This is a genomic window from Pediococcus stilesii, assembly GCF_001437075.1.
Taxonomy (GTDB): domain Bacteria; phylum Bacillota; class Bacilli; order Lactobacillales; family Lactobacillaceae; genus Pediococcus; species Pediococcus stilesii.
Map to the genome: position 1 here is coordinate 1 of NZ_JQBX01000002.1, position 20,027 is coordinate 20,027.

At 38.4% G+C, this 20,027-nt stretch carries 21 protein-coding genes; 6 read left to right on the forward strand and 15 right to left on the reverse strand.

All coding sequences use genetic code 11. From position 1 onward, the window contains the following. Window positions 1–313: 313 nt before the first annotated feature. The 5 genes from IV81_RS00875 to rsmG all read right to left on the reverse strand — a co-directional run bounded on the left by IV81_RS00875 (window position 314) and on the right by rsmG (window position 3,899). Window positions 314–940, reverse strand: coding sequence for a hypothetical protein (locus IV81_RS00875; protein WP_057801360.1), 627 nt, complete (start codon window positions 938–940; stop codon window positions 314–316). Between the two features lie 19 nt (window positions 941–959). Next, window positions 960–1,904 (reverse strand): serine hydrolase, encoded by a 945-nt coding sequence (locus IV81_RS00880; RefSeq protein WP_057801362.1) that lies wholly within the window; start codon window positions 1,902–1,904, stop codon window positions 960–962. 208 nt (window positions 1,905–2,112) lie between these two features. Continuing rightward, window positions 2,113–2,295 carry a DUF951 domain-containing protein gene (locus IV81_RS00885; RefSeq protein WP_057801364.1) on the reverse strand — a complete coding sequence of 61 codons (183 nt, stop codon included), beginning with the start codon at window positions 2,293–2,295 and terminating at the stop codon, window positions 2,113–2,115. Window positions 2,296–2,306: 11 nt separating this feature from the next. Then, window positions 2,307–3,158, reverse strand: coding sequence for a ParB/RepB/Spo0J family partition protein (locus IV81_RS00890; protein WP_057801366.1), 852 nt, complete (start codon window positions 3,156–3,158; stop codon window positions 2,307–2,309). A gap of 9 nt (window positions 3,159–3,167) precedes the next feature. Beyond that, window positions 3,168–3,899 (reverse strand): 16S rRNA (guanine(527)-N(7))-methyltransferase RsmG, encoded by a 732-nt coding sequence (rsmG, locus tag IV81_RS00895; RefSeq protein WP_057801367.1) that lies wholly within the window; start codon window positions 3,897–3,899, stop codon window positions 3,168–3,170. A gap of 131 nt (window positions 3,900–4,030) precedes the next feature. Between rsmG and IV81_RS00900 the strand changes: the two genes are divergently transcribed. Beyond that, on the forward strand, window positions 4,031–4,498 hold the full coding sequence (locus tag IV81_RS00900; RefSeq protein WP_236696796.1) for a GNAT family N-acetyltransferase: 468 nt from the start codon (window positions 4,031–4,033) through the stop codon (window positions 4,496–4,498). Between the two features lie 87 nt (window positions 4,499–4,585). Here IV81_RS00900 and rihC read toward each other — a convergent pair whose 3' ends face one another. From rihC to IV81_RS00915, 3 genes are all read right to left on the reverse strand, one after another. Further along, window positions 4,586–5,500 (reverse strand): ribonucleoside hydrolase RihC, encoded by a 915-nt coding sequence (gene rihC / locus IV81_RS00905; RefSeq protein WP_057801371.1) that lies wholly within the window; start codon window positions 5,498–5,500, stop codon window positions 4,586–4,588. Between the two features lie 105 nt (window positions 5,501–5,605). Next, window positions 5,606–6,877 (reverse strand): NupC/NupG family nucleoside CNT transporter, encoded by a 1,272-nt coding sequence (locus tag IV81_RS00910; protein ID WP_057801373.1) that lies wholly within the window; start codon window positions 6,875–6,877, stop codon window positions 5,606–5,608. Between the two features lie 163 nt (window positions 6,878–7,040). Next, window positions 7,041–9,392, reverse strand: coding sequence for an ATP-dependent DNA helicase (locus IV81_RS00915; protein ID WP_057801375.1), 2,352 nt, complete (start codon window positions 9,390–9,392; stop codon window positions 7,041–7,043). Between the two features lie 107 nt (window positions 9,393–9,499). Between IV81_RS00915 and IV81_RS00920 the strand changes: the two genes are divergently transcribed. Continuing rightward, a complete protein-coding gene (locus IV81_RS00920; RefSeq protein WP_057801377.1) occupies window positions 9,500–10,060 on the forward strand; it encodes a C40 family peptidase in 561 nt (186 codons plus the stop codon). 69 nt (window positions 10,061–10,129) lie between these two features. On the opposite strand, the gene IV81_RS00925 is transcribed toward IV81_RS00920, so the two are convergent. From IV81_RS00925 to IV81_RS00935, 3 genes are all read right to left on the reverse strand, one after another. Then, entirely contained in the window at window positions 10,130–10,666 is a 537-nt protein-coding gene (locus IV81_RS00925; protein ID WP_057801379.1) for a MerR family transcriptional regulator, read from the reverse strand. A 74-nt stretch (window positions 10,667–10,740) separates the two neighbouring features. Further along, window positions 10,741–11,958 carry a multidrug effflux MFS transporter gene (locus IV81_RS00930; protein WP_057801381.1) on the reverse strand — a complete coding sequence of 406 codons (1,218 nt, stop codon included), beginning with the start codon at window positions 11,956–11,958 and terminating at the stop codon, window positions 10,741–10,743. Between the two features lie 176 nt (window positions 11,959–12,134). Beyond that, window positions 12,135–12,974: an aldo/keto reductase gene (locus IV81_RS00935; protein ID WP_057801383.1), complete on the reverse strand. Its 840-nt coding sequence runs from the start codon at window positions 12,972–12,974 to the stop codon at window positions 12,135–12,137. 166 nt (window positions 12,975–13,140) lie between these two features. Here IV81_RS00935 and rlmD point away from each other — a divergent pair, with 166 nt between their 5' ends. Further along, window positions 13,141–14,619: a 23S rRNA (uracil(1939)-C(5))-methyltransferase RlmD gene (gene rlmD / locus IV81_RS00940; RefSeq protein ID WP_057801385.1), complete on the forward strand. Its 1,479-nt coding sequence runs from the start codon at window positions 13,141–13,143 to the stop codon at window positions 14,617–14,619. 100 nt (window positions 14,620–14,719) lie between these two features. On the opposite strand, the gene IV81_RS00945 is transcribed toward rlmD, so the two are convergent. From IV81_RS00945 to IV81_RS00960, 4 genes are read right to left on the reverse strand one after another with little or no spacing between them, the layout of a single operon-like run. Then, window positions 14,720–15,328, reverse strand: coding sequence for a response regulator transcription factor (locus tag IV81_RS00945; protein ID WP_057801387.1), 609 nt, complete (start codon window positions 15,326–15,328; stop codon window positions 14,720–14,722). A gap of 5 nt (window positions 15,329–15,333) precedes the next feature. Continuing rightward, window positions 15,334–16,434: a sensor histidine kinase gene (locus tag IV81_RS00950; protein WP_057801389.1), complete on the reverse strand. Its 1,101-nt coding sequence runs from the start codon at window positions 16,432–16,434 to the stop codon at window positions 15,334–15,336. Continuing rightward, window positions 16,415–17,185 (reverse strand): ABC transporter permease, encoded by a 771-nt coding sequence (locus IV81_RS00955; RefSeq protein WP_057801391.1) that lies wholly within the window; start codon window positions 17,183–17,185, stop codon window positions 16,415–16,417. The genes IV81_RS00950 and IV81_RS00955 overlap by 20 nt, the downstream gene beginning before the upstream one ends. After that, the gene (locus IV81_RS00960) at window positions 17,154–18,059 is read right to left on the reverse strand and encodes an ABC transporter ATP-binding protein (RefSeq protein ID WP_057801393.1); all 906 of its coding nucleotides are present in this window, start codon (window positions 18,057–18,059) and stop codon (window positions 17,154–17,156) included. The genes IV81_RS00955 and IV81_RS00960 overlap by 32 nt, the downstream gene beginning before the upstream one ends. 200 nt (window positions 18,060–18,259) lie before the next feature. Between IV81_RS00960 and IV81_RS00965 the strand changes: the two genes are divergently transcribed. Genes IV81_RS00965 through IV81_RS00975 form a run of 3 tightly spaced genes read left to right on the forward strand, consistent with a single transcriptional unit; the run spans window position 18,260 to window position 19,925 of the window. Continuing rightward, the gene (locus IV81_RS00965; protein WP_057801395.1) at window positions 18,260–18,877 is read left to right on the forward strand and encodes a DedA family protein; all 618 of its coding nucleotides are present in this window, start codon (window positions 18,260–18,262) and stop codon (window positions 18,875–18,877) included. Between the two features lie 58 nt (window positions 18,878–18,935). After that, window positions 18,936–19,151, forward strand: a complete 216-nt coding sequence (locus IV81_RS00970; protein WP_057801397.1) for a PLDc N-terminal domain-containing protein — start codon at window positions 18,936–18,938, stop codon at window positions 19,149–19,151. A 21-nt stretch (window positions 19,152–19,172) separates the two neighbouring features. Then, window positions 19,173–19,925: a DUF6198 family protein gene (locus IV81_RS00975; protein WP_057801398.1), complete on the forward strand. Its 753-nt coding sequence runs from the start codon at window positions 19,173–19,175 to the stop codon at window positions 19,923–19,925. The last annotated feature ends 102 nt before the right edge of the window (window positions 19,926–20,027 follow it).

Below are 20,027 nucleotides of genomic sequence, written 5' to 3' on the forward strand. Positions count from 1 at the left end.
CTTTAACTTCTGGGGTACAGGTCAGAATTTAACCCCTTTTTCTTAATTTTTTATCTGTTACTCTTTAGCAATTAAATAATAACCTTATCGAAATATAATTGCAACATTTTCGTAACAAAAATGACATAAATAAATCAATAATACCCTATATATATTGAACGGTATGCATTTTATCACTAATTCAGGAAAACGAATACCAAAAGACATTTATTTTCTATCAGTTAAAGTAAAATAACGCATATATATTAACGTTCACTTATACTAAAGCGACCAGATCCCCCTTATATTAGGAAAACCTGGCCGCTTTTTGAAATTAATTATAATCAGAATGACGAAAAATTGGGAATTTTTGTAAATCTGCAAATCGTTTTAAATATTGCCCGCGAGCTATTTGTAACCACGCATTAACCGGTAACCAACTTATCGCAATGCCAACTACAGAAACGTGCCCCAATTGAACATGCGCAATCCCAACTAAAATCATTATTAAAATTAAAACAATTTTAGCAATATTTTGATTTTGCTTGCTTCGAATCAAAGGGACAACCATCGTTAGCATGCAATACCCGACTAATAAGATCGAGAAAAAGCTCCCACTAATGTACTCGCGTCGATTTAAATCACGCATAATAATCAAGATAAGTTCCCCGCTTATAAAAGTCGAAAGCACCCAAGTTGCTGGGATTTTATGCTTAAATCCCCACAGGAAAAACCAAATTAAAAGCGCATAGAGTACACACACCATTGGATAACTAAAAAAAGATAAAGTCCGATTAAAAAAAGATATATTAGGCATCACGTTCACAACGAACCCTTGCAAAAGAGCGTCAATTCCGTTCAATATTTTCGAATTAAAACGGACCAACGTCAGCAAAACTATTAACGTTAAAAATGACAATAAGAAACTATACTGTCGTTCTTTATCATGCGCTACGTACATAAATTTTTCTCCTTACCAACTAGCTATGACTACCATAAGCAATCGTTTGAATCTTTTTCGTGATTTTAGCAATTCTTGGAAATCCATTTAAATTTGATTGATTATGTCCATGCGTCATAACTACTAGAATATAGCGTTGCCCATTGGGTAATGTTACAATTCCGGCATCATTATTAGTATCGTCCAAAAATCCCACTTTATCTTGAACTTTAACTCCATTCATGGCTGCCTTAGCCCCCGCCGGGATTCCTGTTCGATAAGTTTGTTTTGCCATTAAATCTAATAAATATTTACGATCTGCCTTGTTTTGAAAAACACCTGTCCCATTTTCTAAGTCCTTTAGAAGCAGTAATAAGCTATGGCTGTTAGTTGAGGCAACTTTCGTTTTTGAAAAAACAGGAGAGTACCACCCCTGCGTTGCTAAAACGCTGTTCATCCTACTCATTCCGTATTTCTGAATAACCTGATCACCAAAAGTATTCTCACTATTGACGATCATTCGGTTGAAGGCATCCTTATTTTCCGTTGTCCACTTAAATCGACCGTCGGCTTTTTGACTGAATAAAAATGCTGCAATAAATAATTTATACGTACTTGCAGCCGTTCCCACCTTGTTACCATTTGAACTCACTTCCAAGGCTCCGTTTTGATAAACCGCTGAATTTACATTCTGAGCGGCTTGGCTACCCTGGACTGGAGCTAAATTATAAAAACTCACGCTTGCCGTGCCATCCTTAGTTACCGTGGATAAATAATTATTCAATTCTTTTTTTATTTTCGCTTGCTTTTGTTTAATCTGGTCACCTGTTAGTCGAGTTTCACTTTCCCCTGCTTGTTCGCTTTGTACGTTTGGGGGCGCAGCAGTCTTTGAATTAGACTTGCTGGTTGTCTCCGGTGGGTTCTTTTGCGTTACTGGTGTTGGTGCAGTATTAGATCCAGCAAAAAAGAAATAAATTAAAATCAAAGCCTCGAATACTAACATAAGTAGAATTAGATTTTTTTAAGTTCTATTCGTCTGTCTTTTGTAATCATAAATCAATTATACACTGAAAACCAATGTCTGATACCCGAACAATAAATTTGACGTCAAAGTTATTTTTAAGATTAAAAACACAAAAAAAGAAAGATCACGACATAATCTTCTTGTCTAGACCCTTCTTATCATGCAATTTTTACGCATTTTCTAAAATCTTTTTCAGTTTACGTTCGAACTCACGGCGCTTAAGCATCACAATGTGACCGCACCCCAAGCACTTTAATTTAATATCCATTCCCATCCGAATAATTTCCCATCGGTTGGTGCCACATGGATGAGGTTTTTTCATCTGTACAACGTCATGTAATCCATATTCCATATTCGGTCCCCCTAATCTAAAGAAATGTTCAACACTTCCAATATCCGATCGAGTTCTTTCATCGAATCATAACTAATCTCAATTTTACCTTTTTGTTTACTTTTTGTAATGACTGCCGCTTTAGTACCCAATCTTTCACCCAGTTGGTTTTCAATCTCGCGAACAAATGGTGATTTATTCTGATGATGATTTTTACGATTAGCACGTTTTTCTTCGTCAAGATTGGCTTGGTTGACAATACTCTCAAGTTGTCGCACCGTTAGTCCCTCTCTGATGGTCCGATGAGCTAGTTTTTCAAGTTGATCTTGCTGTTTTAACGCTAGCAGTGTCCGTGCTTGTCCCATCGAAATTTGGCCACCTTGAAGCATCTCTTTAACTCGCGTCGGAAGTCCTAATAAACGGAGGTAATTCGCAATATATGGACGACTTTTTCCAAGACGTTCTGAAACTTGGGCTTGCGTCAAATTTAATTCCTTCATTAACGACTGGTACGCCTCCGCTTCTTCCAAAGGGCTTAAGTCCTCCCGTTGCAAATTCTCGATAATAGCCGCTTCCATCGTCGCTTCATCAGTAAAATCACGAATAATGGCTGGCACTTTTTCCAAACCAGCTAGAACACTTGCCCGATACCGCCGTTCACCGGCAATAATTTCAAATCGCTCAATTGCTTTGATTGGCTGTCTTAAGACTAACGGCTGATAAATTCCTGATTTTTTGATTGATTCTGAAAGTTCTACCAAACGTTCTTCATCAAAAATGTGACGAGGTTGAAACGGATTGGGCTTAATCTTTTCCACATCAATCATTTTATAAACTGTACTCTTTACAATATTCGTTTGCTTTTTTAATTCGTTTTCGTTCATGATGACCTTCTACTTTTTACCAATCGGGTCCCTAGCCGGTGTACCTGGTTTACGCGGATACCGATTAGGAGTTTGCTTTTTCTTTTCAACCACAACGATATGACGTTCATCACCATTAACTGGTAAATGAAAGTCTTTATCAATCAGTAACTTACCACCCAAAGTTGCAATCGCAAATTTTCCATCGGCAAGTTCTTGCTCGGTGTTAGCGGCCTTCAGTGCCACAAAATACCCATTTGGCTTAACTAAAGGCAAACAAAGCTCACTTAAAACACTTAATCTTGCCACTGCCCGAGCTGTTACAACATCAAATTTCTCTCTATAATTAGACTTTTTGGCCCCGAAGGTTTCGGCTCGGTCATGAATTAAAGTAACGTCTTCGAGACCCAGTTGTTCCACGAGGTTGTTTAAGAAGGTAATGCGCTTATTTAAAGAATCGACAATGGTGACTTTTAAGGATGGAAACAGAATTTTCATCGGTAAAGACGGAAATCCCGCTCCGGCACCAACATCGCACAATTCGGCTCCTTCTTTAAAAAAGCTTGTCACTTCTAACAATGGTGTTACAGAATCGTAAAAATGCTTTAAATATACTTCATTTTGCTCCGTAATCGCCGTTAAATTAACATGTTCATTAGTTTCAACTAGTAACTGATAGTATTTGGCAAATTGCATCATTTGCTGATCGGTCAGTTGCCATCCCTTCTCTTTTAAGGCTTGTCGAAATTCTTCTGGATTCATATCTACTCTCCTTGTGAAACATTAATTGTTTCATATGCTAATTCCACTTTAACCAATTAGTAAAGATTTGGCAATATTGATAATATATTTATATTTTAAAGTGTGGTTAATACAAGATGGAGGAACATAATTTGTCACTAAAATTCAATCCAATCACAAAATACACCCCTAAACATTACGAGTTGCTACTCGAGGCTGATCCCTCTTTGGAAAGTATCGCTTCTTATCTTTCCCGCTGCGAATCTTTCGAACTCACAAGTAATCACCAAAGCGTTGGAATCATTGCAATAATGGCAACCGAATCGCAAACAATCGAGATTATGAACATTGCAGTCCATCCGAAGTTTCAAGGGCAGGGGCTTGGAACAAGGCTCATTCAATCGGCAATTAAGTTTTACTCCACGAATCCGTCATTTGAAAAAATTACAATCATGACCGGAACAACCAGCTTCGGTGCGCTCTACTTATATCAAAAGCTGGGTTTTAGGTGTAAACAAATCCTTTCGAATCATTTTATAAATCCAACGCTCTATCCCCATCCACTTCATGAAAATGGACTAACGTTGAAAGATGCCATTATGCTGGAAAGAACATTGTAATTTAAGAATACCAAAAAACGAAGTCCCGACTATCTGGTCTGTCAGGGCTTCGTTTTTAATAACAATATTATTAAGTGAGTTTTATTTTTAGGCTTTCATCTTTTTAACTTCATCAATAAACCATTCATTAAAAGCATCCGCATCGATATTAACGCATACTTCAGCATTAGTTTTCTCATTATGGTAAGCTCCCCGAATATCGGCAACGGTTTCTCCGATGGCTGGGCCTTCCGTAACAACGTCAATCCAGTATGGTGTAGTTTGATACATCTCTGGTTTCAAAAGATATGCGAGCGTATTAACATCATGCATTGGAATACCGCCCTCATGTCCTTCATAGTAATGACTAAAAATTGCACCAAGCATTTCACCCGGTTTACCTAATGTTTTAATTGTGTCCAACGTTTTTTGTGTTAAAAGAGCTTTCATTGTTACATCTAAGCCCACCATCACAATTGGAACGCCACTCTTGTACAAAATTTCGGCAGCATGCGGATCCGTAAATACATTGAATTCAGCCGCACTGGTCATATTTCCCATTCCAATGGAGCCACCCATTGCAACAACTTTTTCAATCTTACTTTTTACATCTGGATGTTCTTTTAAAAGTAATGCAACGTTTGTATACGATCCAGTTGGTACAAGCACAATTGGTTCTTCATTTGCCATAATAGTTTTATACAAAGTATCAACCGCGTTATTTACTGGAATATCAGTCGGTTCTGGACCAAAGTCATATCCTGGCATCCCCGATTCACCATGCACGCGTGCTGCGTCTTCAAACGGCTTGATCAACGGTTGCTCCGCACCACCAGCTACTGGAACATTGGCGTTAAAAAATTTAACCAATTTCATCGCATTTTTAGTGGTTTTGTCTACCGTAACATTCCCAGCAACGGTCGAAATTAATTCAAGTTCAATTTCGGGGTTGTTGATTGCAACGGCAATTGCCGCTGCGTCATCAATTCCAGGATCCGTATCCATTATAATTTTAGTTGTCATTTTATCCCCTCCAGCATTTTATGAAAGCGTCCTCATTACCATTCTAAAAAAAGATGCACCTGACGTCCATCTTTTTTCGTAATTATTTATATTAATTATTGAATTCTACCAAACGAATACGCCAACGAATCCAGCAGATAGTAATGAAACTAAAATACCAGATAACAACATGTAGCCAACGCTTTTAGAAATCACGTCGTTCTTTTCACGGTTAACAAGTCCCTTGAAAGCACCGATGATCATTCCGGTAGTTGAGAAATTAGCAAATGAAGTTAAGAACACTGTTAAAGTAGCAGTGAAATGCGGTGTAAAGTCTTTCAATAATGGCATTACTTTACCCATAACAACAAATTCGTTTGTGACAAGCTTAGTACCCATATATTGAGCCATTTCAAAGGCGTGACTTACGTCAAAACCAAGTAACCAAGCAAATGGGAACATGATGACACCCAAGATGTTTTCCAATGAAAGAGCAGGATTAATTTTACCTAAAAGTGCATCAATTAACGCGGCTAAAGCAACGAAAGCAATAACATTAGCTGCAATAATTAAAATTAATCGACCGGCACCCAAAATTGAGTCTCCAAGAAATGAGAAGAATGGTTCGCGAGCAACAGGTTGTGTTGTAGCTTCTTCAGCAAGTGTTTCAGAGCCAGATTCTACAGTGTCATTATTTTCACTTGAGGCAGCACTACCACCGATTTTGGCGATTGTGTCTTCTTCAGGTGTTACAGTAACAGGATTCAAAACAGCTGTAACAATAATTGCGTTAACAATATTAATTGGTACAGCAGCAATAATATATTGACCAGGCATCATTAATAGGTATGCGCCTAAAATTGATGCGGTAACACAGCTCATTGACATCATCGCAATCGTAACTAGACGATCCGCCTTCATCTGACGAAGCTGTAAACCAGAAACAGCAAGTGCTTCCGTATTACCTAAAAACATCATTTCAACCGCAAAGAATGATTCAAATTTTGGTTGACGAGTGATAATTGAAAGTCCCTTACCAACCCACTTGATAATCCATGGGAGAACTCCAATATAGGTTAAAATATCGAACAATGGAACAATCATCAAAATTGGTAGCAATGCGCTCGTCACAAAGTTCATTGACTTCACGTTCACCCAATCTGCAAGTGCGAAGGAAATTCCCTTATAAGAAATATCCACTAACCATTTAAAACCGTCGGCAGCAGCTTTAACTCCGTTAATACCTACTGAGGAGTTAACTAAGAACCATGCCAACACGATATTAATAGCAACCATAATTCCAACTGAGGTCCAGTTGATGTGCTTACGGTCTTTAGAAAATAGGACGGCGACGCCCAAAAATACAATAATACCAATAATATTTATTGCTAAATACATGCCGAAATCTCCCTTTTACGAACCAATTTTTATAACAGTGCTGTAATAATAATAACGACTAAATTAAGGTCTGTAAATACAAAATATAAAGATTTTTAAAAGATTTCGTCATTTTAAACACAATATGTTGTGGTACGGACCATTACGCATTAAAACGATTTAATTACCGTCCCCAAAACGATTTAACCGCTTTCTGTAGCGCAGTGACGGAGTATATTTTGCGGTAATTTGACCAATGCCGAGGAAATAAATTTGTATACCGAGATGTTACAAAACGCTGATCCATTAACACAATGTTACCGCGGTCCTTATTTGTTCGGATTAAACGTCCCGCCGCTTGAAGAACGTGATTCATTCCCGGTAATTGATACGCATACTCAAAACCATGCCCATTCTTTTCATCAAAATAATTTTGCAAAAGCTTCCGTTCAATGCTTAAGCCTGGTAATCCGACGCTTACAATCCCTACACCAATGAGTTGTTCTTCCGTCAAATCGATTCCTTCTGAAAAAATCCCGCCTAGAACTGCAAAACCAACTAACGTGCCATTTTTTTCTTCACGAAACGCATCTAAATAAGCTTTTCGATCTTCAGCCGTCATTTGATTGGTCTGAACAGCAACCTTAACGTCCGGTGCCAGTTCCTTAAACGCATCGGCAATCTGAGTTAAGTATCCATAGGATGGACAAAAAATCAGGTAATTGCCCTCCTTTGCATCGACTAAAGCCGCTACCGAGGCTACAATTTGGGGCAAACTATTTTGTCGTGCCGCAAATCGAGTATCAATATAACTTGTAAGTAACAAATTTTGCTGATTTTGGTCAAATGGAGAAGCCATCCGAAGTGATAATCCAGTACTACTACCAAGCGTTTCTTGATAATAATCAACTGGGGAAAGCGTTGCAGAGAAAAATACGGCTCCCCGTCCCTTTTTTAATGAAGCATCTAAATAAGGGCTCGGGTCCAAAATCTGTTCCTGAATATTAATTCCGGCTTCAGTGTTCTTAATTAAAACGCGATAGCTTTCATCAAAATATTCGCTAATTTTGACGTACTTGTTATTGATAAAAAAAAGATCCAAAATTCCACTGGTCAGGTCGTTATCCGGCTGTTTTGGAAGCCATTCGCGCCCAGCTTCATTGAAGTTCAGCATTGCTTTTTCCAGTGCATCGAGTGGATTGTTTTCGACCATGTATTCCTCTGACTGCTCACTAAAGGCCTGGTGGATTAATTCTAACTCGTTGTCAAGCTGCGTTAGGCGGCGTTTAATTTGTTTTGAATCGACGTCACCCTTGGCTTTTTTAAATAACTCCTGAACCTTAATCACCGCGTCTTGATTAATTTCCGCCGAATACATTGCTCGTGATCTTGAAACAAGGTTATGTGCCTCATCAATTAAAAAGAAGTTATTTTGATCTTCTGTTGAAAAGAAGCGTTGAAGATAAACCATCGGATCAAACAAATAATTGTAATCACCAATGATTAAATCACAGAATAATGAAAGGTCTAATGAAAACTCAAACGGATCAAGCATATGTTTCTTGGCATACATTTGAATCTTATCTTTTACCAATTGATTTTCATTTAATAAAACGTCCTTAATACCATCTTTAATTCGATCATAATATCCAATCATGTATGGATTGTCTTCTGGTTTAACATCAACTTCCTCCGGAAAAATCATTCGATCCTTGGCAGTTAACGTTATACTTTTTAACTTCAATCCGTGTTCAGACATCAGTTTAATTGCTTCTTCAGCCACATGTTGAGTACTTTGTTTTGCAGTTAAATAGAAGAATCGGTCAATTTTTTCTTCACCCAGTGCCTTAATTGTCGGAAACATCGTTGAAATTGTTTTTCCAGTTCCGGTGGGGGCTTCCACAAACATCCGTTGACTTGTCAAAATCGTTTTGTATACCGCAACGGCTAAATCACGTTGCCCATTACGGTATTCTGGAAATGGAAACTCAAGTTTTCGAGCCGCTTGATTACGTTCCTTTCGCCAATCACTTCGTAATTTTAACCACTGTTCATATTCTTCAATCAATTCATCAAAAAATTTTTTTAATTCCGATCGCGAAAATTCTTGTTGTTTTTCAACAATCGCATCGGTTGGCCGCTGGTAGTAGGTTAATTGAATTGTAACCCGGTCGAAGTCTAGATCCTGCGTTAAAATTGCTCCATAAACCTTCGCCTGACTCCAATAAAGGGTCTTAGTATTTTCACTTAACTCATCAAAAGTTGGGTCAGACGTTTTAATTTCTTCAATAAAAAGTTCATCGCCAATCACTACGCCATCAGCCCGTCCTTCAATCGTAAATTGTTCATCGTCCATATCAACCGTTCTTTTAATGTAATATTCTTTTTCGTAGTCTTCACCACGTTGCTTTTGTAATTTACGATGAATCCGAGCACCTTCCAATGCCGTGTTTTGACTATTAACAGCCGCATTCAAGTCTCCCGTACGTAAAATAAATTCAACTAATTGGCGAATTCCAATTTTAGTTGCTGCCATCGACCTCACCACCTTTTTATGACTTAACCATTATCCCACAAAATAAAATTGACTCCTAATTCGTAATTTTAATCTGAAATCAATTTTAAGAATAGGGGCACTAATTTATGCGCATAAAATCGATCATCGTCAGTCTAGTTATTTTTTTCGGCTTTCTTTTTGCAAGCCATTCAGCATCAGCAAATGTTTTTTCAATCAATTTAAAGCCGATCATTAAAATCGATCAGACAGAATTCCGACCTTCATCTGAAGTTCAACCTCCCGTCAAGGATGCTCGAAAGACCGCCTCCTCCAGTTCCTTTGATAAAATTCAAAATATTTTAAATCAGCATATGGGCCAACCCTACGTTTGGGGTGGAAATGGTCCAAATAGTTTTGATTGCTCGGGACTTACCAAATTTGTCTTTGAGCAAGCATTAAACATCCATCTCCAAAGAACTGCTGAGCAACAATTCAATCAATTTGAACATATTCCTCATCGAAATGTTGGTCCGGGAGATCTAATCTTTTTTTCTTACAATCACGGTAAAACCATCGATCATGTTGGTATTGTTGTTAAAGGCAATAATATGATGGTTGATGCTCAAAATAGAGGCGTCGTTCGTGAAAATTACATGGCTCCCTGGTGGACCGATTCAATTGTTGGATACGCACGCGTTTTTAATTAAGGGATAAACAAAAGGGAACCAACGATCAACATGATCATTGGTTCCCTTTTCGGAATATATGACAGGCTTTTAGCCAAAATGGCGCTTCCACCAACCTTGTTTAGGTTGATCAAGAATTTTTTGATTCTTTTCTGCCAATTCGTCAATTTTTTGTTCTAACTTGACGTTTTCCTCATGGTAGCTTTGGTTTTGTTCGACTACTTTTGTCAACAGTTCCTTTAAATCTGCCATGTCCTGACTTTGTGAAGCGATAAAACGTTTCATCGATTCATCAATAATTGCTGGAGCATTTTCAGTTTCGGTTAGTTCACCTTCGTCGGAGGTTGATTCGCCGTCCTCTTCTTTCGCATCATTCATCCCTAAAGTAACTTGGACTGCCTGCTTTAAGGTGTGACGATCTCCCAAGAGTTCATTCATTTCTGTAAGAATTTTCATGTCTTCTTCAGAATAAATTCGACGACCGCGGCCATCATGTTGGAATTTATGACCGTTCCGTTCCATTTCCTTAGCCCAATTACCAAGGGTGGCGAGACTACCAATTCGTTCAATCTTTTCAACAACGTCCGAACCTGTTATGTATTCGTCAGCTATGATATCTTTTGCCATTTCTTCACCTACTTTAACTTAATTTTACTACATTATTTGTAACAATTGAAGTACGATTTCAGTTAAGAAAACGCCTACTTGTCAACATTACGACCAAACTTTGATTTAGAAGCGGTCATTTGAAACAAAATTAATCCCAGTAATTCAAAACCAAAAATTAACCAGGCCAACGGTGCATAACTTTGAGTTCCCATTACCCCGGCCAATGGTGACGCCAGGGCCCCAATGATATTCATCAACAGCCCTAGGACGGCGGATGCGGCACCGGCATTTTGGCGACCTTCAATACTCATCGCCATTGATGTCGCGACGGTATTCACAATTCCCACACAAAAAACCGTTATAAATAGCGGAATTATCACTAGAATTGCCATTGGTTGAACAAACAGACTACCAACTAAAAGAACTCCCGCAAATAATCCACCAACTAGTCCACCAGTCATCACGTCTCGATCATTGATTCGATCTGGCAAGTATCCTGGCAGATTGTTTCCCAGAATAATCCCTAGTCCATTGATCGCGTAGAGCAAACTAAACTGCCCAACCGTCATATGAAAATAGGTTTGAAATACAAATGATGAAGCTGATATGTAGCTAAACAACGACCCAAACACGAGTCCTTGCGTAAGTGCAATTAAAATAAAACGCCGCTTACTAAACATTCCGCCAAGTGCTTTAAACGTTTGAATCAGTGTTACCTGATCTTGTTCATCACTAACAAATGTTTCTGGAAGGGTGAATATAACGCCTAGAACCACCAAAATCCCAATAATAAAAAGTAGCCCAAAAATCCCCTGCCATTGGACAATTGGCAATAGCATTCCGCCGATAATCGGAGAGATAATCGGAAAAGCACCGTTTACAGCCATTAGCATCGCATAAAATTTGGTTAGTTCGTGACCACTAAACATATCACGAGCAACCGCCCTAGATAAAACTTGACCCGTTGAGCCAGCCAAGCCTTGAATTAACCGAATTAAAATAAATAGGTAAATATTATTTGTAAAAATTAGCATAAGCGAAGTAATCGCATATAGCGTAAATCCTACAATTAATGGGATTCGTCGTCCAATTCGATCACTAATTGGTCCCACGATTAACTGACCGACCGCCAATCCAATTAGACAAAAGGTAATGCTTAATTGTAGAGTCGACGCCGAAGAATGAAAATATTTTTGCATCTCAGGTAGTCCTGGTAAATACATATCCAATGATAACGGCCCGGTTGCGCTAATCACTCCCATAAAAATTATGAGCCACCATTTTCTAGTGGCCGATACCTTTTCATTCATAAACTCGATCCCTTCGTGTGATTAAAATAACAATTAGTATTTATCCATTCTACTATTGGTTTTGCGAACAGTTAACCTTTCGTGAAAAAGATTTCTATTCATCCTAAATTTTTCAAAAACAAAAGGACTATGTTAATTATTTTCAACATAATCCATCCGTTTCTTTTCATATTTAATTATTCAAATTCTTCGTATTCGTTTGGATCCTGACCATCAATGCGGCCGTTTTCTCGATTAAGGGCATTAATTGCCTGAATTTCATCGTTTGTCAAACTAAAATCAAAGATATTCAAGTTGGCCCGTTGATGTTCTAGATTCGTTGACTTGGGTAATGGAATAACTCCACGATCTAAGTGCCACCTCAAAATAATTTGTCCGACGTTCTTGTCATATTTTTCAGCAAGCTTTTGGATAATCGGTTCCTTCAAAGCGTCACTTCCACGACCAAGGGGACTCCATGCTTCTGTTAAAATTCCACGCTTTAAGTTTTCTTGAATTCGGTTATCATTAATCCAGTATGGATGGATTTCGATCTGGTTGACGGCGGGAGTAACACCGGTTTCTGTAATAATCTTATCCAAATGTTCCGGCTCAAAATTTGAAACACCAATTGATTTAATTAATCCAAGTTTTTGGGCAGTGATCAGTGCTTTCCACGCTTCAACGTAAAGTCCCCGCTTTGGTAATGGCCAGTGAATTAAAAATAAATCAAAATATTCCAGTCCCATTCGTGCTAGGGATTCTTTAATCGCACTTAATGCGTCATCATAGCGATGGTATTTACCAGGTAATTTTGATGAAATAAAAAATTGGGAACGTGGAATTCCAGAATCACGAATTGCCTTTCCCACAATTCCTTCATTGTCATAATTTGTCGCGCTATCAATTGATCGATAACCGTCACTAATTGCAGCGAGAATTTGATGATAGCCTTCACCACCACGAATTTGATAAGTTCCTAGGCCAACCGCGGGAATTTTATAACCATCGTTCAATAAAATATCAGAAACTTTCATGTTACTTCCTCCTTTTACTTATGATTACGGTTAGTATAACTCATTTTAAAATTGAACGTAAGATTTTGGTTTTAAGCCTTCATCCGTCTTTCCAAAAATGCTGACTTGTTTTTTGTACAACTATATGTGGTAGAATAACTAGTTAGCAAAAACAATCGAGGTAATCATGAATAATAAAGAAAAATCAAACTATAAGAGTAAAAATCGGTATGGTAAAAAACCGACCGATCGCCAGAAACAAGATCGGCGAAAAAACTTCTATCACAACCCTAGCAAATCTTCAGATATTAAAATCGGTGATGAAATCCCTTTGAAAATTAAACGAATGGGCATTAACGGGGAAGGAATTGGTTACTATCAACGAACGATCTGCTTTATCAAGGGTGCCCTTTCTGGCGAGAAAGTTGTCGCTGAAATTACCGATGTACAGCCTCGCTTCATTACCGGTAAGGTTCGAAAAATTAAAAAAATTAGTCCGGATCGCGTAAAACCAATCGACTCGTATGCCGGTGAAGTTGGTGGATTCGAGTTGGAACATCTGGCATACCCAGCTCAGCTCGAATTTAAGCGTGACGTCATTCGTCAATCGTTAACCAAATTCCGTCCAGAAGGGTATAAACGCTACGAATTACGCCCAACAATCGGAATGGAAAATCCTACCGAATATCGAAATAAAGCTCAATTTCAAGTTCGTCGCTTCGAGGACGGTAAGATTGGCGCCGGATTATATAAGGAAGGCACTCACGAACTCGTTGATTTAGTAACATGTAGCGTACAACATCCCTTAACGATGGAAATCATTCGAATTGCCGTCGAGTTATTTGATAAGTACGACGTTAGTATCTACGATGAACATAAAAACATTGGTAGCCTAAAAACCATCGTAGTGCGTGTTGCTGAAGCTACCAAAGAAACGCAGGTAGTCTTTATCACTAATACGCCAACGCTTGAACATGTTGACGAAATTATTGACGAGCTTTCAGAACAATTCCCAGAAATCGTTTCATTCATGCAAAACTTTAATCCGGGACGTGAATCATTAGTTTGGGGAGATAAAACTACTAATCTTCGCGGTAAAGACGTTATCAGCGAAAAACTTGATGGCCTTTCATTCAACCTTTCGGCAAGAGCGTTCTTCCAATTGAATCCTAAGCAAACTTCTATACTGTACGCAGAAGCACGCAAGGCTCTTGAGCTTTCACCAAACGACAACCTCGTCGACGCCTATTCTGGAGTAGGAACCATCGGCCTTTCCTTAGCTGATCAAGCTAAGGAGGTGCGCGGAATGGACACGATCGAATCTGCCATTGATGATGCCAATGAGAACGCTAAAATTAACGGCATTGAAAATGCCCACTACGAATTTGGCTCCGCTGAAAAGCTTCTTCCCAAGTGGCTTCATGCTGGTTTCAAGCCAGATTCAATTGTCGTTGACCCACCACGGGTTGGTTTAGATAATAAATTAATTACTGCGATTTTAGAATCTGCTCCAAAGCATTTTACCTATGTCTCATGTAATCCATCGACCCTGGCGCGCGATCTCACCCGGCTTGTTGAAAAATACGATGTTGAATACATTCAATCCATCGACATGTTTCCACAGACCGCTCGCGTCGAAGCAGTAGTTAAATTGAAGAAAAAATAATTTAAAAAACGGCTATGGCAAATTCAAAATTTTGCCATAGCCGTTTTGTATTTTTTACAGTTTAATTATTGATCTCATTACTACTGTACGTGGTGCTACACTAACTAATCCACTTATTTTTCTTGGCTAATTCCACGGCTTCAAATCGGTTATGGACGCCTAATTTGCTAAAAATTGCAGAAAAATAATTTCGAACCGTTCCTTCCAATAAAAACAATTGTTGGCTAATTTCTTTAGTTGAAATTCCATCTGATGCCACTTGCAGTACTTCGTTTTCACGCTCTGTCAATGGATTTTCGCTCGTTGAAACGACGTTAACAACCAGTTCTGGGTCATAGATTGTTTTTCCCTCCATCACAGAGTTGATCGCCTGGATTAATTCGTCGCTGGGACTATCCTTTAAGAGATAACCTTCAACCTGATTTCTAACTGCTTGCTCAAAATATGCCTTTTGCGCAAAGGTTGTTAAAATAATTAGCTTGACTTGAAGATGTTGGTTTCGAATCGCTTCGGCCACTTTTAAACCAGTTAATTTGGGCATCTCGATGTCTAAAATCGCAACGTCCGGCTTTAACCGTTGAATTTCTTCTAACGCTTTTTCGCCGTCTTCTGCCGTTCCGACAACTTCCAAATTATCTTCTAAATTGAGTAGCCGGCTTAAAGCCGTATTCAACATACTTTGATCCTCTGCAAGATATAAACTTATCATCTCTTTTACTCCTTTGGTAGTTCAAAACGAACGAGGGTTCCAACTTCATTTTTTAATATTTCAAACTTTCCGTTTCTACTTTCAATTCGATTTTTCATCCCTGATATGCCATTTGAACTTTTGCGAACAAATGAAGTCGGATGTCCATCATCTTGGACGTTAACTTGATACATTGATTTTTTTTGCATAAACTCAATTTTTACTTGTCGCGCCCTTGAATGTCGGATAACATTCGTTATTGCCTCCACCAATAGCGCAGCAAATTCATTTTGAATTTCCGTTGGCCATTCAGAAGCGTCATTTTCATTTTCGGTCATCATAAAAATATTCGCTTCCGCCAAATTTTGACCTTGTTCGAATAATATTTCACCAATCGATTTTTTGTGTAAATCGTTAACGATTCCTCGAACTAACTGTAAGTTTTGACGACTAGTCTTCTCAATGTCATCCAATTCTCCTGCTACCTGTTCTGGATATTTATTCAGTAATTTTTTAGCTAATTCGGTTTTGATGGTTATCATTGAAAAACTTTGACCCAATGTATCGTGTAAATCGCGGGCAATCCGTTCTCGTTCGCCACGGCGAACCAACGTTTCAAGGCGTCGATTTTCTTGTCGCATTTGTCGTCGAAGTCGAACTGATCTTGAAAACACGTATGCAACTACTGGTGAAAATATCGGAAAAATAATTCCCATCATATCACTAAAGTTAAAATTGGTACTGGATGTAACGTATGCATTATACGCCGCAATCACAAATGAACCGTAATAAACCGTAGCAAAAACGTAAAAATAGCTTATCGGATACCACGCAAGAATAAAAGAAACCTGCCAAGCCGTAAAGATAATCATGTATGGATTCAAATCAAAAATTAAAAAACTACACGTAATCACGACTTCATTTGGAATCGAAACCATTCTCCACCTTGGAATTTCGGTAACAACAATATATGTCAGCAAAAATGCGGCGCTCATTACCAGCCAAAAAATATCTGATTTAGACTGAATTGGTAAATGAAGCGACACACTGTAAGGCAAATAGAAAAGCCAAATATAGCTTTCCCATTGAATGCTTAAAAAATTAATTTTACGCTTGAACACCCGCAAAAATCCCCCTGCGCTGCGATATTTTTATAATCAGTAAAGTTACAGCCAATAGGATTATGGTCCAAATCCCAATCCCCACAAAATCGACCAATTTAAGTTTAGCATGATTTGTAATACTACTAATAACGTCATTCAAAAAATAAGTTGGTAATTTTTCACCAATTACCTGAAGCCATTTAGGCAATAGACCTATTGGCCACCACAGACCGCTCACAATCGCCGCTGGAAAGGTGATCAAATTACACACCACGCCCAACGTTTCCTGACGTTTAATAAATGACAAGGCCATTCCCAAAAGCAACAATGGCAACTGTCCAATTAGAACCATTAACCCCAGTGCACCCCACTGTGTTAGCCCTAATGAGACTCCGTTAACCAATACAGCTACCCCACCTAAAATCACTACCGAGATCATGCTCATGGTCACGCTCCATAATCCCATCGAAATGTAGTAATCGAACAGACCACGATCACTCATTTTCAAAAACATTAAAAAGCCTTGTTCTCGGTCACGCATTAGAAACGTCGCAATGTTCATTAAAGAGGTGATTAATATACTATAAACAATCATACTCCCCATATAATTTAAACTAAATATTTTCATTTCCGCAGAATTATTAGTGACAACCATCACTTTCGTAAATAAAATGTAGAACATCACCGGCATTAGTAGTGAAAAAAATATAAAAGAAGTATTTCTTAGAACCAGTCTTCGACCATCAAATCGAAGCTGTGTGGTTAACTTTTTCATCGGTTAGTTCCTCCTCACTCATGCTAATAAAAATTTTCTCTAATGATTCCCGTGTAATACTGATTTGATGTAATTCGTTTAGCAATGGTAATAACGCTTGGAGTGTTCGGTCACCATCGCGACTTTTGATATAAATTATTCCGTTTTTCTTTCGAATATTTTTCAAACTATCAATATTAGTGAAGTTGTCCATTCCCAATTCAGTCTTAAAGCTAATAGTCGTCATTAAATATTTTGATTGTAATTCATTAAACGAACCATCAAACGCAATTTTTCCGTCTTTTAAAATTAATATTTGATCGGCAATTTTTTCTAATTCATTTAGATAGTGGCTCGTAATCAGGATCGTTTTTCCCTCTTTTTTTAAATCATCAATTTTTTGCCACAGCCTTTGCCTAGAATTAACATCCATTCCCACCGTTGGTTCGTCAAGAAAGACCAGCCTCGTATTTGGAATTAAGGCCATCGCAAAAGACACCCGTCTTAACTGACCTCCCGATAAACTTGTTAACCGTTGATGAATAAGATCCATCATGTCTAATTCTTTTAAAACTCTTTCGATATCTAAACTACTAGTACTTTGCGCAGCGGTTTCTTCCAAAATATCTTGGACCGTTACACCCGGCAACTTTAAGTCTCCCTGCATCATACTGCTGACGTCATAGTTTAATCGAGGAGTCGAATTCAAAATTTTTGCTCGCCCATGATCGGGAAGAAAACCCAACAAAACTTTTAATAGAGTCGTTTTTCCCGCACCATTTTCACCAATTAATCCAACAACTTTGCCCACTCCTACCTTAAAGCTGACATCTTTAAGAACACCGCGTTTTCGATAGTTAAACTTTAAATGATTCACTTCAATTACATCTCTCATATTAGTTTTTCCTCCATAAACCAATCTTATTAGATTTTTTGAAGTTCTCGTAGTACCGCCTGTCATCAATCAACAATGACAATTGTCATATCTTTAGTTTCCATTAAATTCCCCCGCCTTAAGCCATTTTTAGTAGACATTAACGTTTATTCTCGGAATAATGGAAGAAAATCGAGGCTATAATTTATGGAGGGCCCCCAATGGAACACTACATCATTAATTTCGTAAACGACTTTGGTTATTTAGGAATTGTCCTGTTAATTGCACTGGAAAATGTTTTACCCCCCATCCCATCAGAAGTGATTTTAACTTTCGCGGGATTTATGACTTTGTCATCAAATTTAACGATTTGGGGAAGCGTGATTGCTGCCACAATCGGCGCCGTACTGGGCGCGATCATTCTATATGTAATTGGAAGCTATTTAACGACCGAGCGGCTTTCTAAAATTGTCGATAGCCGGCTGGGCAAAATTCTTCGTTTAAAACATAGCGATATTACCAAAACGCACGACTTTTTTGTTAAACATGGTGCAAAAACGATCTTTTTCGGTCGCTTTGTCCCCGTGATTCGAAGCTTAATTTCGCTTCCTGCGGGGATGACCAAGATGTCTTGGAAATCTTTTGCATTATTGACCACCCTTGGAACTTTGATCTGGAACTTAGTCCTAATTCTTCTCGGCCGCGCGGCGGGTGAGGCGTGGACCGAGGTCTCCGCAACTATCGATTCGTATTCGAGTTTCGTTTTAATCGGGATAATTGGACTAATCATACTTGGTGGAACTTTGTACTATTTCAAACGAATTAAGGTTAAATCCTAATTTAGCAATCGCTTTCATGATAGAATGTACCTAACAAATACCGTTAGGAGGTTTTATTATGCATAAACATCGTCAAATTACGAAACGTCAAAAACAGCGGCTTGCTCCTATTATTGCCTTTGAAATTGTTGGAACTTTTATTGCTTTAAAAGATATTATTAAAGCCAAAAAGTTTAAACACGGCTTCAAAGGACTATGGTTGGCGCTGGTTTTCATCCAACCCATCGGTCCATGGCTTTACTTTGCTTTAGGTCAAGCCAAGGATCACGAATAAAAAATAGCATCGGGAAAGAAGATGAATCTTTTGACCATTTCAGACGCCAAAAGACGCTTCTTTTGGCTCGTGATTTCAATCATTTTAAATTCGGCAGCTAATGCCCTAACAATTGCCACCAGAATGGGTAGCGCTGTGTGGACAGCTTCTGCGGTTAACCTATCCCATTGGATTACCCACTCGGCGAGTCCGACTAAGGCGAATGCTGTATTAGGTACCGTACTCGTTTTATACGGCATTGGTGTTGCATTTTTAACCATGTTACTAACTAAAAGGCTCGATTGGGGTCGTTTTATTAAAAACATTCTATTTGTGGTTCCGTTCAGTTATTTGGTTCAATGGATTACGCCATTTTGGACCGTCACTCTAAGACTGGGCCAGCTGGAACCCAATTTTAGTCATCCTTGGCAGCTCGCATTGGCGATTTTGCTTGATATTGTCGGATTATTCGGAATTGCCGTTGCGATTTCACTTTACCAACGTGCGAATTTAATTATGCATCCCAACGACGATTTATCTTATATTATCAGGTTCAAGTACCTTCACGGATTGGCCTCCGCTTCACAATGGATCAGCTACCTTCCACCATTACTTTTGACCATTTTAAGTTTTATCGCTAACAAGTATCAAATTTGGTCATTTGGCTTTGGTACCGTATGGGCATTCCTGACTCAGGGTTACGTCCAAGGATGGGCCGATACGCATATTATTCCGCGGTTCAAACATCATTTTTCATATCAGACGAACAGCGCAACTAAATCTAACAATCCTTAACAATAATAAAAAGGCAATCCATCAAGCTCAGCATAACTTGATGGATTGCCCTTTTTAAACTTCATCATCTTTTATATCGATAACACATAGAAATATCACTAA